Here is a 20,527-nt window from a genome sequence, read left to right on the forward strand (position 1 = left end):
GCGATGCGTGTCGCCAACCGGCTCGTCGCCCTGCTGCTGGCCCTCGCGCTGTTGGTCGGTGGGCTACTCGTCACCGCCGAGGGCGTCATGGTCGCCGCGGGCCGTCCGCCGATCCTGATACCGCTGCGGAGCTGGTACGACACGCTCACGACGGTCACCTTCGCCGACCGCGTCGTCCTCGCGATCGCGATCGGGGTGGCCGTCCTCGGCCTGCTGGTGATCTTCGCGCAACTGCGGCCGTGGCGGCCCGAGCGGCTGCCCGTCGAGGGCGCCGAAGGCTGGTACGTGCGGCGGCGTTCGGCCGAACTCGGTCTCGCCGGCGCCGTCGACCGCGTGCCCGGTGTCAGCCGCTCCCACGCGCGACTGGGCAAAGGCTGGCGGCTCGACATGCGCGCTACCGCCGCGCCCGAGGCCAAGGCGGAAGTGGAGGAGGCCGTGCGCGGCGAACTGGCGCGCATGTCGGCGCCTTCGGGTCCGGTCCGGGTGCGGCTGACGCGGCCCAAGCGGGTCGCATGACGGGGGAGGAGCACCGGTGACCGATGCCGCGAACAGGGCCTGGTGGACCGTGATCGGCGTCCTGCTGACCGCCGCCGGCGTCAGCGGAGTGCTCGTCCACTTCGATCTCCTCCCGCGCTTCGGCGCCGACACGCCACTGCTCGGCCCGCAGGTGCTCGACCTGTGGCGGCGGGGCGGGTCCTGGAGCCTGCCGATCGTCATGGCCGCCGGTGTCATCGTCGCGCTGGTCGGCCTGCTGCTCCTGCGCGCGCAACTGCGCCGCCGGGGCGAGGCGGGCATGAGCGACGTCGTCTTCGAGCGCACCACCGAGACACCCGTCATGCCCTCGGAGCCGACCGACTACGCCGCCCTCGACGTCAAAGGCGGGGTCGCGACCGCCGTGATCACGCCCGCCGTCGGGCGCACGAAGGTCCGCGCCGGTGGGATCACCCGTGCCCTCGAACGCGACGTGGCCGCCGGACCGTCCGTGCGCAAGGCCAGCGTCGCGCTGACCGGCGACGCGCCCGACCCGGTCGCGTGGATCCGGCTCGACCTCAAGCCCGAGGCCCGCGTCGCCGACGCCCGCGAACAGCTCGACACCGTCCTGGCCCGCTTCGGTGAGACCACCGGACTGCGCGTAGACCGCCTCGACGTGACCGTCCGGCCCGATACCGGCGAAGGCTCGTCGCGCGTGCGCTGACCGCTACATGATCTTCCCGGGCGGCCGCTCGGGCTGCTCCTCCGGTTCCTCCGGTCGCTCCACGCCCGTCACGTGGGCCGCGACCGACTCCAGCCGGCCCGCGTCGAGCCGGATCCGCAACTCGCGCACCGTCCGGCTTCCCACCGCGTGCAACCGCCGCACGCCGACCGTCCCGCCGCTCACCACCGCGACGCCGTCGGCGAAGATCTCGTGGGCGAAGATCCGCTGCCCCTCGGCCAGATCCTCGCGCAACTCGACATGGTCCAAGGCCACCGGCGCCGCGAACCGCGCGACGACCACGTCGCCCTCGACGCTCAGCACCGCCTCCACCGGCGAACCGAAGCGCCTGCGGACCTCCGCGCCGAACTCCGCGAGACGAGCCGCGTCGGCGTCGTCGAAGAGACCCCGCCGGTCCGGCCCGACGTTGAGGAGCAGACCCGCGCCCAGCCCGATCGAGCGGTAGTGGATCGCCATCAGATGGCGCAGACTCTTCAGCGTGTGCGCGTCATCGGGTTGCCAGAACCAGTCCCCGCGGATCGGGACATCGCACTCCGGCGGCAGATACGTCGCCGCGCCGAGCGTGTCGACCTCACCGGTGAACATCGACTTCTCCGTATGGGCCACGGCATAACGCACCGGATCGGCGGCCAGACCGTCCTCGTTGCCGACCCAGCGAATCGTCGGACGGCCCATGTTGAACACCATCGCGCCCGGCTGATGCTCCGCGACGACGCCCATGAAGCGGTCCCAGTCATAGACCCGGCCCTCCGAACCGGCGCCGTCGAACCAGATCTCGAACAGCTCGCCGTAGCCGGTGCACAACTCCGTCAACTGCCGGACGTAGAAGTCGTCGTAGGCAGCCGGATCGCCGTAACAGGACGCGTTGCGGTCCCACGGCGACACGTACACGCCGAAACCGATCCCCGCCGCCCGGCACGCCTCCGCGACCTCCCCGACGACATCACCACGCCCACCCCGCCACGGCGAAGACCGGACCGAATAGTCCGTTGTCGCCGTCGGCCACAGACAGAAACCGTCATGGTGCTTCGCCGTCACGACGAGATAGCGCGCACCGGCCTCCGCCGCGGCGTCAGCCCACCGTCGCGCGTCGAAGGCCGTCGGTGCGAAGGAGGCGGCGGGGAGGGTGCCGTCGCTCCACTCACGGCCGTGGAAGGTGTTGACGCCGAAATGGCAGAAGACGCCGAAACCGGCGCGCTGCCACGCGAGCTGGTGGGAGGTGGGGGAGATGCTCATGATCGACGGAGGATACTCTGCTTGCTTTGGCGGCGCGAACGAAACCGCCTGAGGGGTATGGGATCGGGCTCGGCCCGCCGCCGGTGCGGGGTTCCCGGCGTGCGGGAGCTGCGAAGCGGGCGCGATCGAAACCGCCTGGGGGGTATGGGATGGGGCTCGGTCCGCCGCCGGTGTGGGGTTCCCGGCGTGCGGGAGCTGCGAAGCGGGCGCGATCGAAACCGCCTGGGGGGTATGGGATCGGGCTCGGTCCGCCGCCGGTGTGGGGTTCCCGGCGTGCGGGAGCTGCGAAGCGGGCGCGCGCTCGTGGGCGAGGCTGCGGCTTGGTTCCCGGCGTCCGTGGGTGAGCGGAGCGAGGCTCGCCCTACTCGATCACCAGGAACCGCCCCGGGTCCTTCCCCGCCGCCTCGTTCGCCAGGCGTTGCGACGCCGTCGCCGCCTCGAAGCGGGGCCACGCGTCCATGATCGACCGCTTCACCACGTCCGGCGTGATCTGATCCGGCGGATAACGGTTGTACAAGTCGTACCCGATGCGGATCGCCACGTCGTCGGCGGCGTCGAGCTGTCCGCCGGTGCCCGGCAGCCAGGTCGCGTTCGCCGAGTCGAGCAGCGTCTGCTCGCCGAAACCCGCGTGCCGGCCCACGTATCCATAGTGGACGTTCGACCAGACGTCGTAGCGCAGGTTCGCGTTCTTCTCGTCCACCCACGTGTACAGCGAGTTCAGGTTCCCGGTGTCCATCCCCCACTTCTGGGCGATCTGCCACTTGTGATCCCACGGATGCCCCGTCGCGACCATGTCCCAGAACTTCGCCTTCGCCACCACCGGGATCACCGCCGTGTTCCAATGCCGGATGTCGGCGGCCTCCGGGCTCTGCGCGTTGCGCTTCATCTCATCGGCGATGTAGGCGGCGATCTCGTCGAACTGCGTCGGGCTCATCGTCGACGGACGCACCTGGCCGGGCGCCGACGGCAGCACGATCGCCGCCAGCTCCGAGGCCAGCCGCGAATCGGCCTGCCGCGCCAGGTCAAGAGCCTGCCGGACCGCACCCCTCGCCATCCCCAGCATCCCGCTGCCGAACGGCACCGGCCGTACCGGGATCAGCGTCCCGGCGTCGTCGACGCGATAACCCGCCTTCGCCGCCCAGTGCTCGCCCTCGTCGGCGAGGCGCTGCGCGTGCCGGATCGTCGTGGTGAAACTCGACAGTGCCGAGGCCGTCATCCGGTAGGCGTGCGCGGCCTGGTTGTAGTCGTTGGCGCGGTTGGCGATCGCCGTCGCCGCCGCGTCGGCGTCCTCGCCCTCCCACGCCGCCGGAACACCCTTGTGGGCGCTCTCGATGTGATCGGTGTAGCCGCGGATCTCCGCCGACAGCTTCTGCGCGACGGCCGCCCGCTCGTCGATCCCGCCGACGTCGACGCCGCGTAACTGGCTCCAGGTCACCATGCCGGCCGCCCTAGTTCTTGAGGGAGTTGAGGTAGCGCAGGAACTGTTCACGTGAACCGCGGTCGTTCGCGGTGTGATTGGCCGCCGCGGTGTCCATCGCCCCGGCGAGGCTCCCGGTGCGCGGATGGAGCCCGCGCACCTGCCCGCCGAGGGTCGAGGTGAGCTTCTGGAGCGTCGACGCCGCGGAGAAACCGCTCATCCCGGCGTGGGTCTGCTCGATCTGCGGCCCCCGTGAACTCGCGGCCGATTGGATGTCGTCGGCCGCGTCGCGGATCCGCTTGGCCAGTTGCCGCACCTTCTGGGGGTCGATCCTCATGTGTGAGCAGAGTAGTGCAGCCCGTACTGTGTGGACAATCCCTTGTGGACAGTCATGGGCCGATTACCGGTTAAGAACCGGTTACGGCCCCGCCGAAGAAGACCTGCGTCTCGACGACCAGCCCGTCGCGGACGGTGCTGACCTCGGTGTTGCGGAAGGTGCCGCCGCCGTCGGCGAGATCGTACTCGTACAGGGTGAACACGTCCTCGCCCTCGCCGGGCACGACCTGGAGCAGGTCCTGCCGGGTGAAGCGGTCGGCGGTGGGGAAGCAGCGCGCGAAGAACGCCGCCCGGTCGATCCGCTCGTCCCGTGGGCTGGTGAAGTGGAAGTCCTCGCCGATCAGCGCCTCGGCCGCCGCGCGATCCTGGGCGCGGTAGGCGGCGAACATGGCACGCACGGTGTCGGTGGCGCTCACGGAGTACTCCTCGATGTCGGTTCGGCCCAGACTCGCACTCCGGTGTGACAACCGTGGCTAAAAGCCGTATCCCGCCGCCGCGCCCGCAAGGCCCGCGCTCGGCCCGATCTGGATCAGCGCGGGAACACCGGGCAGCGGCAGACGCTCGATCTCCCTCGCGTCCTGGGCGCCGACGAGCACCAGCGCCGAACCCTCGACCAGCGCGACCGTCGCGTCGTCGTACCAGCCGGCGAAGCCGCCGAGCTGCGTCGGTGTCGAGGCGATCACGCCGTTCTTGACGTAGAAGACGGTCGAGGTCTTCTGGAAGCCGAGCGTGAAGCCGTAGTGCAGATCCGGTGAGTAGCCCATGACCGTCCCCGGCGACCCTTCGAGGGTGCCCGGCATGCCGGTGCCCTGCGCGTTGAGATACCGCACTCCGCTGGGCCGGCCGTCCTTGGCCACCGGCACGACGTACCGCAGGGAGTCGCTCCCCCAGCCCGCCGGCCCGGCGATCTCCATGCCGCGCAGGGGAACCGCGTTGTAGGCGTCGGTGTCCAGGCCGTACACGTAGGCCGCCGAGCGGTCGGTGGCGGTGACCAGCAGCGCCACGCCGTTCGGAGCCCACCGTGGACTGTCGACCGCCGGCAGGTTCGCCCAGTCCACGGCCGACTCGCCGTCGGCGAGCAGGGCCTCGCGTGTCGCGATGCCGATCCTGCCGTCGCTGAGGACCGCGGCCCAGGTGAGGTCGGGGGAGAGGACAACGTCGAAGGGGAATGCCTTGTAGGAGGCGGTGTCCGGGTCCAGGACGAAGCTCTCGCCACCGGTGCCGTAGACGTGGATGGCCGACGGCCCGCCGCCCGGAACCGGCAGCGCGGGCGCCTCCGTCGTCGGTGGTCCGGCGGGTGGCGGCCCTCCCTCGGAATGCCCCCGCGTCAACGCGATCGGCACGGCGGCGACGAGAACGAGGACGAGCGCGGCGATCCCGGCGCGCATGGCCCGCCGCTGACGCCCGAGCCTGCCCAGCACGGTGTCGGCGAGATCCGCCGGGGGCGTGGGGATCGAGGGCTCGGGAAGCGCGCGCAGTTCGTCCCGGACGCGGTGGTGCTCGTTCATCCGTCCTCCAAGACGAGTTCCCGGTGCCGTTCGCGAAGCTTGGCGAGGCCCTTGGCGGCCTGGCTGCGGACCGTGCCGATGGAGACGCCGAGGATCCGCGCGACCTCGCTCTCCGGCCGGTCCTCGTAGTAGCGCAGGAGCACCACGGCTCGCTGGCGCGGCGGGATCCGCCGCAGCGCCGACATCAGGTCGTCGCGTACGGTCCAGGCCGCCATCGGGTCGTGGCCGCGGTCGGGCAGCGTCTCCGTCGGGGTCTCCAGACGGTTGCGCCGGACGCGCCACCAGTTGATCTGGTGGCGGAACATGGCCTTGCGGACGTAGGCCATCGGCTGGTCCCAGGCGCGGATCTTCGACCAGCGGCGGGCGCAGGACAGCAGCGCGGTCTGCAGCAGGTCCTGGGCGCGGTGGACGTCGCCGGTCAGGTAGTAGGCCGTGCGGAGCAGGTCCGGGGAGCGCGCCGCCACGAACTCGCGGAACTCGCGCTCGTGTTCGGGACTCATGCGACCTCCGGGGACGGGCCGGGACCGTACCCCGGCTCAGGCGTAGACGAGCCGGCCCGCCCCGATCTATGCCCGGGGCGGGAGAGTTCTTTCGCGCGGCTAGGAGTTCGACCAGTCGCGCGTGGAGAGCACCAGCCGGTAGCCGTCGGGGTCTTCGATGGTCACGCCCCAGGTGTCCCAGTACGGGTTGTGCGCCGGGACCCGCGTGCCGCCGTGGCCCTCCAGCCGCTCGACGAGTTCGCCGGGGACGGCTTCGTTGAGGTAGACGACGAGCAGGTCCTCGGCGGTGGGGGAGCCGGTGATCCAGAACCGTTCGGCCGCCTGGAGATCACGGCTCGGTCGGGCGATGCGGACGTGGGCGGTGGCGTCTGCGGGCATCGGACTGCCTTTCGGGAGGGGCGCGGTGACGTCCGAAGCGTAGTCAGCCGGTGATCTTGTGCCCATGGGGCGATGGTCCTAGGACCGGGGACGGACCCGCCCGCGCAGGCCGGTCCGTCCCGGGGTCGCGCCGCCGTCTCCGGCGGAGTCCGGTGCCTTCAGGCTCGTGTCGCGCAGTCACCGAACAGGGTGGGCGCGTAGCGGTAGACGACCTTCGTGCCGGCCTCGACACGGGCGCCCGCCTCCGGGGTCTGCGCCCAGATCTCGCAGGCGGCGATCCACTCGCCGGAGCGCTCGGAGATGCCCTCGTGGCTCTCGAAACCCTCGGCCTCCAGCACTTCCGGGGCCTCCGACATCTGCTTCCCGACCAGGTCGGGGACCTCGACGAGGGGTGCGGCGCCGCTCGACTCGGCACCGGTCGTCGTCCCGGCCGGTGTCCCGGGCCGGTCGTCGGCGGAACCGGGCGCGCCGTCGTCCTCCTCCGTGGGCGCGACCCCGGGCGAGGAGGACGCCGCGTCGCTCGGTGCGCCCGACGACGGCGCCGCACCGGCCGTACCGGGGTCGCCGTCGTCCATCAGGCGCGGCAGTACGAAGGCCGCGGCGAGCGCGATCAGCGCGACGAGGGCGGCGAGCACGAGGACGGGCGCACGGCGGCGACGGCGAGCGGGCTCGTCGGCGGGGGCCGGTGGACGGGTGTCGGCGACGGTCTCGTCGGGGACGTGGGCCTCGATCGCCGTGGGCTCGGGCTTGTCGACCGCTTCCGGTTCGGGCGCCGGTTCCGGGGCGGCGACAGCCTGTTCCACGACCGCCGGTTTCGCCGTGGCGACCGTCCGGCAGGCCGCGCCGAAGGAGTGGGCGGTGAGCCAGCGGTCGGCCGGTTCCTTGCGCAGGGCCCGGTAGACGGCCTCGGCGAGCGCCTCGGGGACGTCCTCGGGAAGCGCGGGCGGCGGCTGGTTGAGGTGCCCGTGCTCGACGGCGGCGGGGTCGCCGGAACCGAAGGGCGGGGTGCCCGTGAGGCATGCGAAGCCGATGGCGCCGAGGGCGTAGATGTCGGCCGACGGCGTCGGATCGGGGTCACCGAACAGTTCGGGCGCGCTGTAGGCGGCGACGCGATCGGCGCCGAAGCCGATGAGCTTGACGTCGCCGTCGGCGGTGATCAGAACCTCGGCTGGGGCGAGGCCGCCGTGCACGATCCCGGCCTCGTGGGCGGCCTGGAGGCCTTCGGCGGCGTCGGCCAGGACGCGCGCGGTCTCCCCGAAGGGCAGGATTCCGAGGCCGGCCAGCGGACGGCCGTCGACGAGTTCCAAGACCAGGTAGTAGCGCGTGCCCTCGGGTGTCTCCTCGACGCCGTGGTCGCGCACGGTCGCCACGGAGGGAGCGTCGAGTCCGGCGAGCGTCCGAGCCTCGGACTCGAAGCGGGCGCGGAACTCCTCGCCCGCCGAAACCCCGGTGTGCAGGAGTTTGACGGCGACGGCCAGGTCGAGCCGGATGTCGACGGCGCGCCAGACCTCGCCCATCACGCCGCCGGCGAGGCGGGTGTCGAGTCGGTAGCGGGCGCCGACGAGTTCCTCCGCGTGCATGGGAGCCCCTCGGTCGACAGGGTAGGAATCCCATGCATCGTAGCGATGGCCGAGCGGGCCCCACGGGCCCCGTTCACTTCAGTCCCACCAGAAGCGCCAGGTTCCCGCGCCCACCATCCGCTCGGCCAGGAAGTCGAGGGTTCCGGCGCCCTGCCACACGCTGTCGGGGCAGAAGGCGAAGAGTTCGGCGGCCAGCGGCAACGCCTCGGTGAGGTCCTTCGGCGGCGCGGCGACGCTCACCCAGAGCGTGTCGAAACCGGCGCCGACGACGGTCGTCCCGAAGCGGCGCCGCCAGTCGGCGAGGACGGCGCAGAAGAGACCGGTGTCGTTCTCGTAGTTCAGCGGCCCGCTCCACCCGACCGCCGCGAGGGCCTCGGCGTTCGTCCGGGCCGCGACGAGCCCGATGCGACGGTTCTTGTCGGCCAGCAGTTCGGTGGCGAGTCGCGTCGCGGCCTCGTCGACGGCGCCCGGCGCGAACGACGCGCCTTCGGCGAGCCCGGGCCAGTCCGGGCCATAGGGCGCGGTGACGCTGCCGCCCTCCTCGGGCCCGGCATAGCGCTGCCACCAGACGTCGAGGACCGTCGCGATGTCGGCGTGCGCGGGGGAGCTCATGTGACCGGGGTAGAGCTCGCCGGACTCCCAGGGCCGGAACTCGTCGTCGTCCCAGGACAGCTCCGAGAGCACCAGCGGGCACAGGCCCGAGCGGGGGTGCTCGTCGGCCAGCCGCCGCCAAAGGTCCACGTCGGCGGCCCGGTCGCTGAGCCACAGGACCGGTGCGCCGCCGTCCTCGGGCGTGACGAGACTTCCGGCCGGCAGCGGTGTTTCCAGCCCGGTCAGGGCTTCGGCGAGGTCCATGTCACCAGGCTAGGCCGGGTACGGCGACGATAAGGAGCGCCCACACCGCGGGCGCTCCTTCGTCGAAGCTAGTTCTTGTCCTGCTTCCAGGACAGCGGGCCGGGCAGGTCGACCCGGTGGCGGCGGGCCTTGGAGTTCCAGGACCAGCGGCCGATCTTGATGCTCCACGACGAGAAGCCGTTCTCGGTGAAGTTGAGGATCAGCGGCCCGATCTTCTTGCGCTTGCGGAACATGAGTCCCATGGGGCGGTCGTCCTTCCTCATCTCGGTCACTCGGGGGTGCCTCGTTATTGCCCGGGCACGCCCGACCCCAAACGACTTCCAGGTGAGGACGGCACAGTGGACTGTCCTGTGTGGCCTGTCAGGCGACCAGGCCGGCGAGCGCCCACAGGACCGGTCTGCCGAGGAAGACCGCCTTTGACGACGACGGGGAGCCCGGTGGTGTCGGCGAGGTCGCCGATGATGTCGGGGGTGAGGCCGTCGGCCTTGTCGAGCGCCTCGTCGGGCAGGTCGTCGGTGTCGAGGTTGGCCAGGAGCTCACCGGGACGGACGAGGTCCCACACGCTGGGCCCGGCCGCGCCGATGTCGGCGAAGGGCGTGCCCGCGTCGGTGGAGACGCACATGAGCGACCCGGCGCGCGCCGCCGCGCGTGCGGTCGCCGCCTCGCCTCCGGTGTGGGCCTGAGGTGTGCCGCGGTCACCGGGATCGCCCACCCGCCAAGGCATCGCGGTGGCCGAACGCCGACCCCCGGCAGGTGACAGGACTCCCTACAGTGGAGCCATGCCAGCGGACCCCTCACCGACGGCGGACGCCGTTCACGCCGCATTCGCGCGTCTGCGCGAATCCCGGTACACCGGCTCCGACGACGGTGGCCTGGCGACCGTGACCGTCGACGGCGACGGTCTCGTCCAGGAACTGGAGTTCGGGACGGCGGTGCAGCGCAAGGACACCGAGGCGATCTCCGCGGCGGTCCTGGCCGCCGTCGACGCCGCCGAGAAGTCCCGCACCGACGCGCTCCTCGAACTGGCCGAGCGGTTCCCGGCGCCTCCGCGGGAGACCGGCCATGAGTGAGGAACGCGTACGCGAGTTCCAGCGGCTCGCCGACGAGGCCGTCGCGGCGGCCGCCGAGTACGGGCCGGTCCTCGCCGAACTCGGGGAGCGCAGCGTCGAGACCGAGGACCAGGACGGCGCCATCCGGGTCACGGTGAGCCTCAAGGGGCGGGTGACGGCGTTGCTCCTGCGGCCCGACGTGCTCCGCAACGTCGACCGCTTCACCCTCGCCGAGACCGTCGCGGCGACGATCCGCAAGGGCCAGCTGGCCGCGCGCGAGGAGTTCCGGGCCGAGGCCGACAAGGCCAGCCCGGTGGCCGTGCGGGCCTACCGGAAGTTCGTCGACGACCTCGTCGCCGAATCGGCGGAGTTCTAGCCGCCTCAGGCGAAGATCTCGGCGAGGAACTGCGCGGTGGGCACCGGGTAGGTCACGAGCTGGTCGGGACCCTCGATGTATCCCCGGTCGAGGTGTGCGGCACGACTGGCCGGGGTGTCCGGGATGACGTCGACGCCGGTGCGCCCGCCGAGGAGCATGTCCGGCGCGTCGAGGTTCGCCGCGCCGCTCTTCCCCGCCGTCGTGTTGGGATCGCCGACGACCTCGGGGTCGGCGAGGGTCTCCTCGACGGTGTCCTTCTGGTGGAAGGCGGCCCGCAGCCACGGGGTGGCGCGGGCGGCCTCGAATTGCCGGGGCGTGATCACAGGCAGTTCCAAACGCAGATGAGACGGTCCTTGGCGGCCGCGTCGCGAAACAGCGAGCGAGCGGCGGTGAGCCAGTCGACGACGGCGGCGTGTTGGGCTCCGGCGAGTTCGCCGTTGGCGATCCAGTCGGTGGCGAGGATCTCCAGGGCGGCGTCGTCGACGGCGGGCAGGGCCCGGACGAGGCCGGCGTTGACGAATGTGAGGACGGGCCCGGCGTAGAGGTCGGGTGCCTCTTGCGCGGGCGTGCGGACGGCCTCGGCCACGGCCTCCTCGACGGCGACGTCGGTGAGCAGCACTTCGAGGACGGCGAGGCTGACGGGATCGACGTCACGGGCGGCGATCGAGCGCAGGCCGTGTGTCGACGGGTGCGGGAGCCCGTCGTCGTTGAGGGCGCGCAGACGCACGGCGTCGGCGGCGAACATGTCGGTGATCATCGGGTCCCTATTCGGCGATGCGGAGGTCGCGGAGCACGGTCAGTTCCTCCAGCGCGGCCGCGAAGCGTTTGGACCGCTTCGGTGCCACCGCCACCATCGTCTCGTACGGTGACAGTTTCGCCAGTTCCACGGCGATCTCGGCGGCCATCGGGAGGGTGCGGGAGTCGACGGCGGAGGCCCGGGCCCGGTGGACGAGGAACTGGGTTTCGGGGTCGCGTCGCACGAGATGGCCGGGGATCTGACTCAGCGAGGCGCCCGCGAGTTCGGCCTCGGTGATGTCGAGCGCCCAGTCGGTCTGGGCGTAGAAGGCCGCAGCGGCGTCGGCGAAGGCCTGCCGCACCGCCTCCGGATGGGCCGTCGAAGCCGGGCCGCCGCCGATCACGCCGATCTTCCCGCGAAAGGTCACATGCCGCAGGAGGCAGGCGTTGAGGACGAGCGGACCGCCGTGCGACAGGCCGTCGACGGTGACGCCGTCGAAGGTGACGCCGTGGAACTCGGCGGGCCCGGTCGTACGGCACCCGCGCATCACCAGGTCGCGCACGACCAGCCCGCACGCCGGGTCGGTGTCCTGCGCGAGCACGCCTCCCTCGAAGCGGCAGCGGTCCAGTTCGGTGCCGCCGAGGACCCGGTCCGTGCCGAGGATCTTCGCGTACGGGAACTGCTCTTTGACGTGGGTCATCTGCGAAACCTAGGCGAAGATGCTCGCGAGCGCGCTGTTGGGCAGCGACGGGTAGGTGATCATCTGGCCGACGTCGTCGTAGTAGTCGCGGCCCAGGTGCTTGGCGATGGAACTCTCGCTGCCGCCGGTGATGTCGACGTTGTGGCGGCCGCCGATGACGAAGTCGGGGTTCCCGGCGCCGCCGCGCTGCGAACCCGTGTGCCGGATGTTCGGGTCGAGCCGGACGGCGGGATCGTTGGCGACGGCGTGCTCGATGTCGCTGCCGGTGAAGCGGTGGCGGAGGGCCTCGATGTTGCGGCCGACCGGGACCATGCTGCCGGTGCCGCGCTGGTTCATGCTCGCGCGGTACTGGGCGGCGCTGCGGGCGCGGGCGCGGCCCGTGGCGCCCTGGAGGCGGTGGTAACTGGCCCGGTCGGTGGCGCTGAGCTGCTGGACCCAGGCGTTCCCGGACGGACGGTGCGCCGCCGAGGGGTTGCGGGTCATCTGGGCGACGATCGTCTCCAGGCGCGTCGAGGTCTGCGCGTCGAGCGCGGTCAGCTGCACGACCTGGGCGGCGAGCTCGGCGGTCAGCTCGACCGCGATCGCCTGGTAGCCCGCGAGCACGCCGGGCGCGCCCGGACCCGCCGCGGCCGCCTCGGCCTCGTGGACGGGACCGATGGTGACCAGGCCCATGGGCGGGATGATGAGGTAGCCGAAGGCGAGGATGGTCTGGCTGCGCGTGCGCAGGGCCATGACCATGCTCTGCATCTGCTGGCCGCCCTGAATCGCGGCCTGCGCGCCCTGGCCGATCTTCCCGGCGAGTTCGGTGACGCGCTTCTCGACGTCGGTCGCCTTCTTCTGCTGGGCCTGCTGCGCCTCGCCCTGCCAACGGGCGGCGAGGCCACCGGTGTCGGAGGCGTACTGGCCGTTGATGGTGGTCAGCTGGGTCGAGACCGACTGGATCGCCGTCCCGAAGCTCGCCACGGCGGTCGGAGCGGAGGCCATCGCGGTGGCGTAGGTGGGCATCGTCAGGCTCCGATCGCTCGCTGGATCTTCGCGAAGTCGGCCTCGGCGGTCTCCTCGGCCTTCTCATAGGCACCGGCGTTGCCGTTCAGGCCGGTCTCATGGCCGATGATCTCCTCGCTGATGAGGGCGAGGACGCCTTCGAGCTGGCCGGCGAAGGCCTCACACGCGGTGCCGGAGAGATAGGTCGGGGTCGCGACGACCGCGGTCGTCGCCTGCGCGACCGGAGCCGCGCCGAGGGGAGCGACGCGCGCCCCGAGGGCACCGAGGCGCGTGGCGGCGGTGCGAAGAGCGGTGGTGTCGACGGCGAACCCTTGCATGTGGCCTCCCGAAGATGAGGGTAGCGAGGGAACGCAAGGCGCCGGGTGTCCAATGTGGTGAGTTCGGAAAGCATTGCGCGGCAAGGAAAGAGCCACTGCCGCAAGGCCGAAGACCGGGGACGACGCGGGCACGTCCGGACCAGACCGCCGGAGCTCGGAAACCGGGAGGGCCCACCTCGACCGGAGACCCACCTCACGCCCCAGCGGGCGCCCACCGCGAACACGACAAAGGCCGCCGACCTGTCACCAGGTCAACGGCCTTCATACGGGGTGGAGCTGAGGGGACTCGAACCCCTGACCCCCACACTGCCAGTGTGGTGCGCTACCAGCTGCGCCACAGCCCCGCGCTCGTCTTTCGTTGAGCACTCGCAGTAGCTTACACGGCCCTCTCGGGGGCGGTCGAGGAGGTTAGGCCTTCCCCGCCACCGGCCCCCACCCGCGGGAACGCCCCTTCGCGGCGCCGCCGCCGGGCGCCGCCGGGCGCCGCCGGGCGCACCTTATCTCTCTTGGTGCCGCCGTCCCGCCGCGCGCACCTTCCGCGAGCGACCGGGCACGTCACGTGCCGTGGCCAGGTCGAGGGCGGGATGATCGCCCATCGCGATCGCCGATGCGGCAGAATCCCCGTGTGCGTCGATCACTGCGGCACCCTGCCCGTATCGTGCCGCTCGGCTTCCTGGCCGCGATAGCGGTCGGAACCGTCCTGCTCATGCTGCCCATCGCCCGCGCCGGCGAAGGCTCGGCCCCACCGCTCACCGCGATGTTCACCAGCACCTCCGCGGTCAGCCTCACCGGCCTCATCACCGTCGACACCGGCACCTACTGGTCGTCCTTCGGGCAGGTCGTCATCCTCGTCCTCGTCCAGGCCGGCGGCTTCGGGATCATGACCGGCGCCTCCCTGCTCGCCCTGCTCGTCGCCCGCAGGCTCCGCCTGCGCGATCGCATGATGACCCAGATGGAGACGCGCTCGCTCGCCCTCGGCGACGTCCGCAGCGTCATCATCCGCACCGCCGCGCTGACCTTCACCGTCGAGGCCCTCGTCGCGCTCGTCCTGCTCGTCCGGATGCGCTCGACCTACACCGACAGCTGGGGCGAGGCCGCCTGGAACAGCGTCTTCCACTCCGTCTCGGCCTTCACCAACGGCGGTTTCTCACCGCACGCCGACAGCTTCACCGGCTTCGTCACCGACCCGTTCATGTGCCTGCCGATCGTCTTCGCGGTCATCATCGGCGGTATCGGCTTCCCCGTCCTCGCCGACGTCTTCCGCCGCAACATGCCCGCCCGCAAGTGGAGCGTCCACACCAAGCTCACCCTCCTGGCGACCGCCGTCCTGCTCGTCACCGGTTTCGGTGCCTACCTCGCCCTGGAATGGGACAACCCCGGCACGCTCGGTCCCATGGGCGCCTGGGAGAAGCTCCTGCCCGCCTTCTTCTCCGGCTCGATGCCCCGAACCGGCGGCTTCAACTCCATCGACATCACCGCGCTGCGCCCCGAGACCCTGGCCTTCACCGACGGCCTGATGTTCATCGGCGGCGGCTCGGGCGGCACGGCCGGCGGCGTGAAGGTGACCACCTTCTTCCTGCTCGCCTTCGTCATCTGGGCCGAGGTCCGTGGCGAGCCCGACGTGTCGGTGTTCCGCCGCCGGATCAGCCCGACCGTGCAGCGCCAGGCCCTGACGGTCGCGCTGCTCGGTGTCGCCGCGGCGGCCACCGGAACGGTCGCCCTGCTGCTCCTGACGAGTTTCCCGCTCGACCGGGTGCTCTTCGAGGCGCTCTCCGCCTTCGGCACCGTCGGCCTCTCCACGGGCATCACACCCGAGCTCAACGCGGGGGCCCAGCTGGTGCTCATCGTCCTTATGTACATCGGGCGGGTCGGCACGATCGCCGTGGCGACCGCCATGGCGCTGCGCGTGCGCGGCCGCCTGTACCGCTATCCAGAGGAGCGACCCATTGTCGGCTAAGAAGAAGCGGCTGATCCAGCCCGACTCCGGGACGGTCGCGGTCATCGGGCTCGGACGTTTCGGCGGCGCGGTCGCCGAGTCCCTGGTCCGGCTCGGCCACGAGGTCCTCGCCATCGACGAGCGCGCCGAGATCGTCCAGCAGTGGTCCGACCGGCTCACCCACGTCGTGCAGGCCGACGCCACCGACGCCTCGGTCCTGTCCCAACTCGGAATCGGTGAGTTCGATCGGGTCGTCGTGGCCATCGGAACGGACATCGAGGCCAGTGTGCTGACCGTCCTCGCCGTCGAAGAAGCCGGAGTCGGCGAGATCTGGGCCAAGGCGATCACGGCCAAACACGGACGCATTCTGCACCGGGTCGGCGCGCACCACGTCGTATATCCCGAGGCGGCGATGGGTGAAAGGGTCGCCCATCTGGTCACCGGACGCATGATCGACTTCATTGAATTCGACGACGGATTCGCCATCGTCAAGACGCGCCCACCCGCCGAGGCCGTCGGTCGTACCCTCGCGGAGGCGCAGTTGCGCACCAAGTACGGTGTCACCGTCGTCGGTGTGAAACGACCGGGAGAGGACTTCACCTACGCCCGGCCGGATACCTCGATAGCCGAAGGCGACTTGATCATCGTCTCCGGCCCGACAATGCAAGTGGAGACCTTCGCCGCCATTACCTGATGTAGTCAGACGGCTTTATTCTGTGACATTCCGATCGCGCACAGTGGACCGTCGACTTCATAGGGTGAAATACCGCCCCCGGACTTGAGCGGGTGCGGGAAGGCGGCCAGGATATCCGTGGCACCCGCAGAGTTGTCCGCAAATGAGAGCGAGACCGCATCATGGCCCGTGGCGATTCGTCCAGGCGCGCGACTGTGCAATCGGTCCGCGTGCAGCTAATGCTGCCCATCGTCATCGCGCTGGTGGGCCTGGTCGCACTCGGAACGATCCAAGTCCGCAACGCCCTGATCGAAGCCGATGACGCCGACCGAGCCCAGGTGCTGGCCACACTCGCCGGCAGCACCTCCAGTCTTGTCCAGGAACTCCAGCGAGAGGCCAGTGAGACCCTGGCCTACGTGCAGCGCTCCGGGCCCTCGCTGGCCGCCGGCGGCGTCGGCAAGCCGCTGCTGGAGTCGCAGCGCCTGCGTACCGACCAGGCGCTGGAGAAGTTCCGCAGCGCCGGTGAGGCCGCCCAGAGCGCCGCACCCGACCTCCGGGGAGCGGTGACGAGCGCCAACAGCTCGCTGCTCCAGCTGGAGACGGCCCGTACCGAGTCGATCGCCGGGGAGCTCAACTCCCGCGCCTCGGGCCTCGACTCCTACAACAAGATCGGTGAGCAGATCCTCGTCGTGGCCGACAAGCTGCCCGACCAGATCGTCAACCCGAAGCTGGCCGCCCAGGCCCGCGCCACCGCCGCCATCGCGACGGCGAAGCAGTTCACCGCCCACGAGCTGATCCTCGTCCGCGACATCCTCGACGAGGGCAAGTACAACCCCACCAAGCTCGCGCTGGTCGCCGACGTCGTCGGTCAGACCAAGGAGCGCATCGGTGAGTTCTACCGTTACGCCGACCCGGGCATCCGCTTCAACTACGACCAGATCGCGCAGACCGTCGACTACGACAACGTCGACCGCTTCCAGCAGACGATCCTCAAGGGCCTCGACGCCGACGAGGTCGCCTGGAAGGAGATCGCACCGGAGTCGTGGACGGTCGCGATGAGCAACCTGCTCCTGCGCCTCTACTACGTCGAACTCGACGTGACGACGTGGATGGAGTCCAGCGCCTCCGAGCTGACCATCTCCGCCCAGCAGCGAGCCCTCGCGACCGGTTCGATCGCCCTCGGCGTCACCACGGTCACCCTGACCATCGCCATCCTCTTCGCGGTCCGGACCTCCCGGCGGCTGCGCGTCCTGCGACGCAACGCCCTCACCGTCGCCGACGAGAGCCTGCCGGGCGCGGTGGCCGACGTCGCCGGCGCCGGCAACTCCGACGAGGTCGGCCGGCGTCTGCGCACCGCCATGGACGCCGCGCCGATGGCCCGCGCCGGACGCAACGACGACGAGATCGGTCAGGTGGCCGTCGCGTTCGACGCCGTCCACGAACAGGCCCTCCGGCTCGCCGCCGACCAGTCGCTGCTGCGCCTCGACGTCGAGGCCCTGTTCATCGCCCTGGCCCGACGCGGCCAGAGCCTCGTGCAGCGCCAGCTGCGCCTCCTCGACGAGTTCGAGGAAGCCGAGACCGACCCGGACGTGCTGGCCCGCCTGTTCGCGCTGGACCACCTCGCGGCCCGTATGCGCCGCAACGAGGAGAACCTGCTCGTCCTCGCCGGTGGCGACCCCGGTCGCCGCTACACCACCCCCGAGCCGGTCGCCAGCGTCATCCGGGCGGCCGCGGGCGAGATCGAGGACTACACCCGCGTCGAGATCGACGGTGCCGGCGACGTCCCGATCACCGCGCACTCCGTCGGCGACCTCGTGCACCTGCTCGCGGAGCTGCTGGAGAACGCGGCGGTGTTCTCGCCGCCGACCTCGCAGGTCCGCGTCACGGTGCGCCGCAGCGTCAACGACCTCGCGATCTCCATCGCCGACGAAGGCATCGGCATGCCGCCCGAGCAGCTCGACGCCGCCAACGAACGGCTGCGCGAGCCCTCGGCCCTGACGAGTGCCACCGCCGGCACGATGGGTCTGCTGGTGGTCGCCAGACTGGCCGCCCGCCGCGACATCGAGGTGCAGCTGCACAGCACCGCCGGCAAGGGCACGCTCGCCATGGTGCGGGTGCCCGACGCGATGATCTCCACGGATCGCACGCTCGACACCTACGAGGACCCGCGTCCGCCCCTGGGCGCCGATCCCCGTCGCGAGCTCCCGCCCCGCCAGTCGCGGCCCATGCCGATCGCGGGCCGCCCGCCGACGGCCGCCGTCGACAACGGACAGCGCCCCCGGGCCATCGCCGCGGCGCCCGAACCGCGCCCCGTCGTCACCCCGGACCGTCGGCCGACGTCTCCCGCCGACCAGCGCGTCCCGCGTCCCCGCACGGGCGACGAGCGGCCCGCCGGTCCCCTGGGCACCGACATCGTCCCGACGGGCTGGTTCCGGCCCAGCACCGGTTCCGGCGACAGTCCGTCGCTGCCGCCGGGCTCCCTTGAGTGGCGCAGCGGTCCCAGCGACACGGCGTACGCTCAGGTGCAGCGGGTCCTCGCCGAACCGGCGGCCGAACCGGCCGCCGCCACGACCGGCGGACTGCCCCAGCGCCGCCCCGGCGCGCGACTGCTCCCCGGCTCGATCGACGCGTCGGTCCCGGCCGGCGGACGAGGCTCCCGCCAGGTCCCCACCGCCGCCGAGATCACCGGAAGCATCGACCCCGACGAGATCCGAGCCCGACTGTCCGGCCTGGCCAGCGGCACCGCCGCGGGTCGTGAGGACGAAGCCGGACTGGGCCAGAACAGTGGACGGGTCCCCTCCAGCTCGACCATGCAGTTGCGTTCCAATAACCCCCAATCCCACTCCCGAAGGACGGACCAACGATGACTCGATCGATGCCGCCCGGCAATGGCGCACATGCGGGCGCGGTCGGTGAGCTCGACTGGTTGCTCACCTCGTTCACGCAGAAGGTGCCCGATGTCGCGCACGCGCTGACGGTCTCCGTGGATGGTCTTGCCCTCGCGGCCTCCGCGGGCCTGCCGACGGACCGTGCCGACCAGCTCGCCGCGATCACCAGCGGCTTGGCCAGCCTCACCACGGGTGCTTCACGTGTGCTCGCCGCCGGCCGGGTTCGCCAGGCCGTCGTCGACATGGACGGTGGAGTCCTGCTGCTCATGGCGGTTGGGGACCGCGCCCAGGTCGCCGTGCTGGCGGCCGCGGGTTGCGACCTTGGACTTGTCGGCTATGAGATGGCGTTGCTCGTCAAGCGCGTCGCCAGCGCCCTTGAGCCCGCCATCCGACGTGCCGCCGGCAGCGCGCCGCCGGTCGGGGAGCGCTGATGGACCGTCGTCGGTTGCTCCGAGTGGCCGCGGCCCTCGGCACCGCCGGAATCTCCTCGTCGGTGCTGGCGGCGTGCTCCGACGCCGGCGCCGACAAGCCCGAGAACTCCGCCACCGCCTGGAACCAGGGCCGACTCGCCATCGGCACCGGCGGTACCAGTGGTGTCTACTACCAGTTCGGCGGCGCCCTCGCCGACGCGATCAACAGCGGCCTGCCCGGCGCGGTCGCGACGGCGCAGCCGACCGGCGCGTCGGCCGACAACGTCCAGCGGATCGTCCGCGGTGACGCCGCCCTGGGCGTCTCCGGTGACGGCGTCCCCGCCGACGCCTACAACGGCACCGGTGACTTCCAGGACCTCAAGCAGCCGATCCTGGCGCTCGCCTCGGTCTTCCCGGGTGTGCTGCACCTGGTGGTCCGCGACGACCTGGGCACCGATCCGGCCACCGGTGCCCCACGCGAGCGGGTCGACACGGTCGAGGGACTGCGGGGCCTGCGCATCAGCCGCGGTAACGCGGGATCCGGCGACGACGTGTTCTCCGAGCGCGTGCTGGTGACGGCGGGCATGAGCGTCAAGGACGACGTGAAGTCCGAGAACGTGCCCATCACCGACGCGCTCACGCGCATCCGTCTCCCCTTCGACGACTCCAACGGCCTGGACGCGTTCTTCGCGTCCAGCGGTGTCCCGAACGCCAACATCAAGAAGATCCTGAGCGAGGGCAAGCACCACCTCGTCCCGCTCGGGTCGGTCGCCGAGGACATGCGCAACAACTACGGCGGCTACCGGCCGACGACGATCCGGGGCACGGCCTACGACATCGAGGACCTCGCCTCGGTGGAGGCGCCGACGCTGCTCCTGGTCAGCGACAAGATGCCCGAGGACCTGGCCTACGACATCACGCGCATCCTCTTCGACTACCAGAAGAGCATCGGCGCGCTGGTGCCCGTGGTCAACGACATCACCAAGGCGACGGCCGCCGACACCACGCCGGTCGCGCTGCACCCCGGCGCGGCGAAGTACTACAAAGAGAATCCCTAGACCGCGACCCACGACCCCCGGCGGTGAGTAAGCCGCCGGGGGGCGTGGGGCAGGGGCGGGGCCAGAAGTTCGACATGGATCGCGGCGGCCCGCTCCAAGACGCATTCGCCGACGTGACCGAACGCAGCCGCGCGGATGCCGCCAGCCGGGGCCTCTCGGGATCGCTGTTGTCACACCGTGCGTGTCTTCGAGCCGCACCACGAACCGAACCCTCAGCGCGCGAAGCCGGCGCACCCACACGCCGATCCTTGCGGAAGTCCGGGCCGTCATGCCGGCGCGCCTTCGGGCCACGTGGAGTCTCCCGTCGGCGCGGCGATCGTGCGGCCCCTCGCCCCGCGCGAGTCCTGACGCCGCGG

25 protein-coding genes and 1 tRNA gene are annotated in these 20,527 nt (G+C 71.3%); 9 read left to right on the plus strand and 17 right to left on the minus strand.

Going from position 1 to position 20,527, the window contains the following annotated elements:
* The first annotated feature begins 3 nt into the window (after nt 1-3).
* Nucleotides 4-516 carry an Asp23/Gls24 family envelope stress response protein gene (locus tag HNR73_RS34375; protein ID WP_184792220.1) on the plus strand — a complete coding sequence of 171 codons (513 nt, stop codon included), beginning with the start codon at nt 4-6 and terminating at the stop codon, nt 514-516.
* Between the two features lie 16 nt (nt 517-532).
* Entirely contained in the window at nt 533-1,195 is a 663-nt protein-coding gene (locus tag HNR73_RS34380; RefSeq protein WP_184792221.1) for a hypothetical protein, read from the plus strand.
* Nucleotides 1,196-1,198: 3 nt separating this feature from the next.
* Here HNR73_RS34380 and HNR73_RS34385 read toward each other — a convergent pair whose 3' ends face one another.
* The 11 genes from HNR73_RS34385 to HNR73_RS34435 all read right to left on the minus strand — a co-directional run bounded on the left by HNR73_RS34385 (nt 1,199) and on the right by HNR73_RS34435 (nt 9,735).
* Complete coding sequence (locus HNR73_RS34385; protein WP_221331275.1) at nt 1,199-2,449, minus strand: alpha-L-fucosidase; 1,251 nt, start codon at nt 2,447-2,449, stop codon at nt 1,199-1,201.
* Nucleotides 2,450-2,810: 361 nt separating this feature from the next.
* Entirely contained in the window at nt 2,811-3,887 is a 1,077-nt protein-coding gene (locus HNR73_RS34390; RefSeq protein ID WP_184792222.1) for a polymorphic toxin type 44 domain-containing protein, read from the minus strand.
* Between the two features lie 10 nt (nt 3,888-3,897).
* On the minus strand, nt 3,898-4,203 hold the full coding sequence (locus HNR73_RS34395) for a type VII secretion target (protein ID WP_184792223.1): 306 nt from the start codon (nt 4,201-4,203) through the stop codon (nt 3,898-3,900).
* Nucleotides 4,204-4,273: 70 nt separating this feature from the next.
* The gene (locus HNR73_RS34400; RefSeq protein ID WP_203686358.1) at nt 4,274-4,618 is read right to left on the minus strand and encodes a nuclear transport factor 2 family protein; all 345 of its coding nucleotides are present in this window, start codon (nt 4,616-4,618) and stop codon (nt 4,274-4,276) included.
* A gap of 57 nt (nt 4,619-4,675) precedes the next feature.
* Complete coding sequence (locus HNR73_RS34405) at nt 4,676-5,710, minus strand: hypothetical protein (protein WP_184792224.1); 1,035 nt, start codon at nt 5,708-5,710, stop codon at nt 4,676-4,678.
* A complete protein-coding gene (locus HNR73_RS34410; protein WP_184792225.1) occupies nt 5,707-6,210 on the minus strand; it encodes a SigE family RNA polymerase sigma factor in 504 nt (167 codons plus the stop codon). The genes HNR73_RS34405 and HNR73_RS34410 overlap by 4 nt, the downstream gene beginning before the upstream one ends.
* A 99-nt stretch (nt 6,211-6,309) precedes the next feature.
* Entirely contained in the window at nt 6,310-6,588 is a 279-nt protein-coding gene (locus tag HNR73_RS34415; RefSeq protein WP_184792226.1) for a hypothetical protein, read from the minus strand.
* A gap of 158 nt (nt 6,589-6,746) precedes the next feature.
* On the minus strand, nt 6,747-8,168 hold the full coding sequence (locus HNR73_RS34420; RefSeq protein WP_184792227.1) for a serine/threonine protein kinase: 1,422 nt from the start codon (nt 8,166-8,168) through the stop codon (nt 6,747-6,749).
* A gap of 78 nt (nt 8,169-8,246) precedes the next feature.
* The gene (locus tag HNR73_RS34425) at nt 8,247-9,023 is read right to left on the minus strand and encodes a DUF4253 domain-containing protein (protein WP_184792228.1); all 777 of its coding nucleotides are present in this window, start codon (nt 9,021-9,023) and stop codon (nt 8,247-8,249) included.
* 68 nt (nt 9,024-9,091) lie between these two features.
* Complete coding sequence (locus HNR73_RS34430; protein ID WP_184792229.1) at nt 9,092-9,265, minus strand: DUF4236 domain-containing protein; 174 nt, start codon at nt 9,263-9,265, stop codon at nt 9,092-9,094.
* Between the two features lie 44 nt (nt 9,266-9,309).
* Entirely contained in the window at nt 9,310-9,735 is a 426-nt protein-coding gene (locus HNR73_RS34435) for a hypothetical protein (RefSeq protein WP_184792230.1), read from the minus strand.
* A gap of 67 nt (nt 9,736-9,802) precedes the next feature.
* On the opposite strand from HNR73_RS34435, the gene HNR73_RS34440 reads away from it, so the two are divergent.
* Together HNR73_RS34440 and HNR73_RS34445 are read left to right on the plus strand one after the other, a co-directional pair.
* Nucleotides 9,803-10,093, plus strand: coding sequence for a YbaB/EbfC family nucleoid-associated protein (locus tag HNR73_RS34440; protein WP_184792231.1), 291 nt, complete (start codon nt 9,803-9,805; stop codon nt 10,091-10,093).
* Nucleotides 10,086-10,448, plus strand: a complete 363-nt coding sequence (locus HNR73_RS34445) for a YbaB/EbfC family nucleoid-associated protein (RefSeq protein WP_184792232.1) — start codon at nt 10,086-10,088, stop codon at nt 10,446-10,448. The genes HNR73_RS34440 and HNR73_RS34445 overlap by 8 nt, the downstream gene beginning before the upstream one ends.
* Nucleotides 10,449-10,453: 5 nt before the next feature.
* Here HNR73_RS34445 and HNR73_RS34450 read toward each other — a convergent pair whose 3' ends face one another.
* From HNR73_RS34450 to HNR73_RS34475, 6 genes are all read right to left on the minus strand, one after another.
* Nucleotides 10,454-10,783, minus strand: a complete 330-nt coding sequence (locus HNR73_RS34450) for a hypothetical protein (RefSeq protein WP_184792233.1) — start codon at nt 10,781-10,783, stop codon at nt 10,454-10,456.
* A complete protein-coding gene (locus tag HNR73_RS34455) occupies nt 10,768-11,205 on the minus strand; it encodes a hypothetical protein (protein ID WP_184792234.1) in 438 nt (145 codons plus the stop codon). The genes HNR73_RS34450 and HNR73_RS34455 overlap by 16 nt, the downstream gene beginning before the upstream one ends.
* Before the next feature lie 7 nt (nt 11,206-11,212).
* Nucleotides 11,213-11,884, minus strand: coding sequence for a hypothetical protein (locus HNR73_RS34460; RefSeq protein ID WP_184792235.1), 672 nt, complete (start codon nt 11,882-11,884; stop codon nt 11,213-11,215).
* 9 nt (nt 11,885-11,893) lie between these two features.
* Complete coding sequence (locus HNR73_RS34465) at nt 11,894-12,889, minus strand: hypothetical protein (protein WP_184792236.1); 996 nt, start codon at nt 12,887-12,889, stop codon at nt 11,894-11,896.
* 2 nt (nt 12,890-12,891) lie between these two features.
* Complete coding sequence (locus tag HNR73_RS34470) at nt 12,892-13,206, minus strand: hypothetical protein (protein WP_184792237.1); 315 nt, start codon at nt 13,204-13,206, stop codon at nt 12,892-12,894.
* A gap of 271 nt (nt 13,207-13,477) precedes the next feature.
* Nucleotides 13,478-13,550, minus strand: a tRNA-Ala gene (locus tag HNR73_RS34475).
* A gap of 281 nt (nt 13,551-13,831) precedes the next feature.
* Between HNR73_RS34475 and HNR73_RS34480 the strand changes: the two genes are divergently transcribed.
* From HNR73_RS34480 to HNR73_RS34500, 5 genes are all read left to right on the plus strand, one after another.
* Entirely contained in the window at nt 13,832-15,163 is a 1,332-nt protein-coding gene (locus tag HNR73_RS34480; protein WP_203686356.1) for a TrkH family potassium uptake protein, read from the plus strand.
* Nucleotides 15,153-15,836, plus strand: a complete 684-nt coding sequence (locus HNR73_RS34485) for a potassium channel family protein (protein WP_184792239.1) — start codon at nt 15,153-15,155, stop codon at nt 15,834-15,836. The genes HNR73_RS34480 and HNR73_RS34485 overlap by 11 nt, the downstream gene beginning before the upstream one ends.
* Before the next feature lie 218 nt (nt 15,837-16,054).
* Entirely contained in the window at nt 16,055-18,682 is a 2,628-nt protein-coding gene (locus HNR73_RS34490; protein ID WP_239122178.1) for a nitrate- and nitrite sensing domain-containing protein, read from the plus strand.
* Between the two features lie 8 nt (nt 18,683-18,690).
* The gene (locus tag HNR73_RS34495; RefSeq protein WP_184792241.1) at nt 18,691-19,134 is read left to right on the plus strand and encodes a roadblock/LC7 domain-containing protein; all 444 of its coding nucleotides are present in this window, start codon (nt 18,691-18,693) and stop codon (nt 19,132-19,134) included.
* A 23-nt stretch (nt 19,135-19,157) separates the two neighbouring features.
* A complete protein-coding gene (locus HNR73_RS34500; protein WP_239122177.1) occupies nt 19,158-20,171 on the plus strand; it encodes a TAXI family TRAP transporter solute-binding subunit in 1,014 nt (337 codons plus the stop codon).
* The last annotated feature ends 356 nt before the right edge of the window (nt 20,172-20,527 follow it).

The sequence above is a fragment of the Phytomonospora endophytica genome, assembly GCF_014202425.1.
GTDB classification, from domain to species: domain Bacteria; phylum Actinomycetota; class Actinomycetes; order Mycobacteriales; family Micromonosporaceae; genus Phytomonospora; species Phytomonospora endophytica.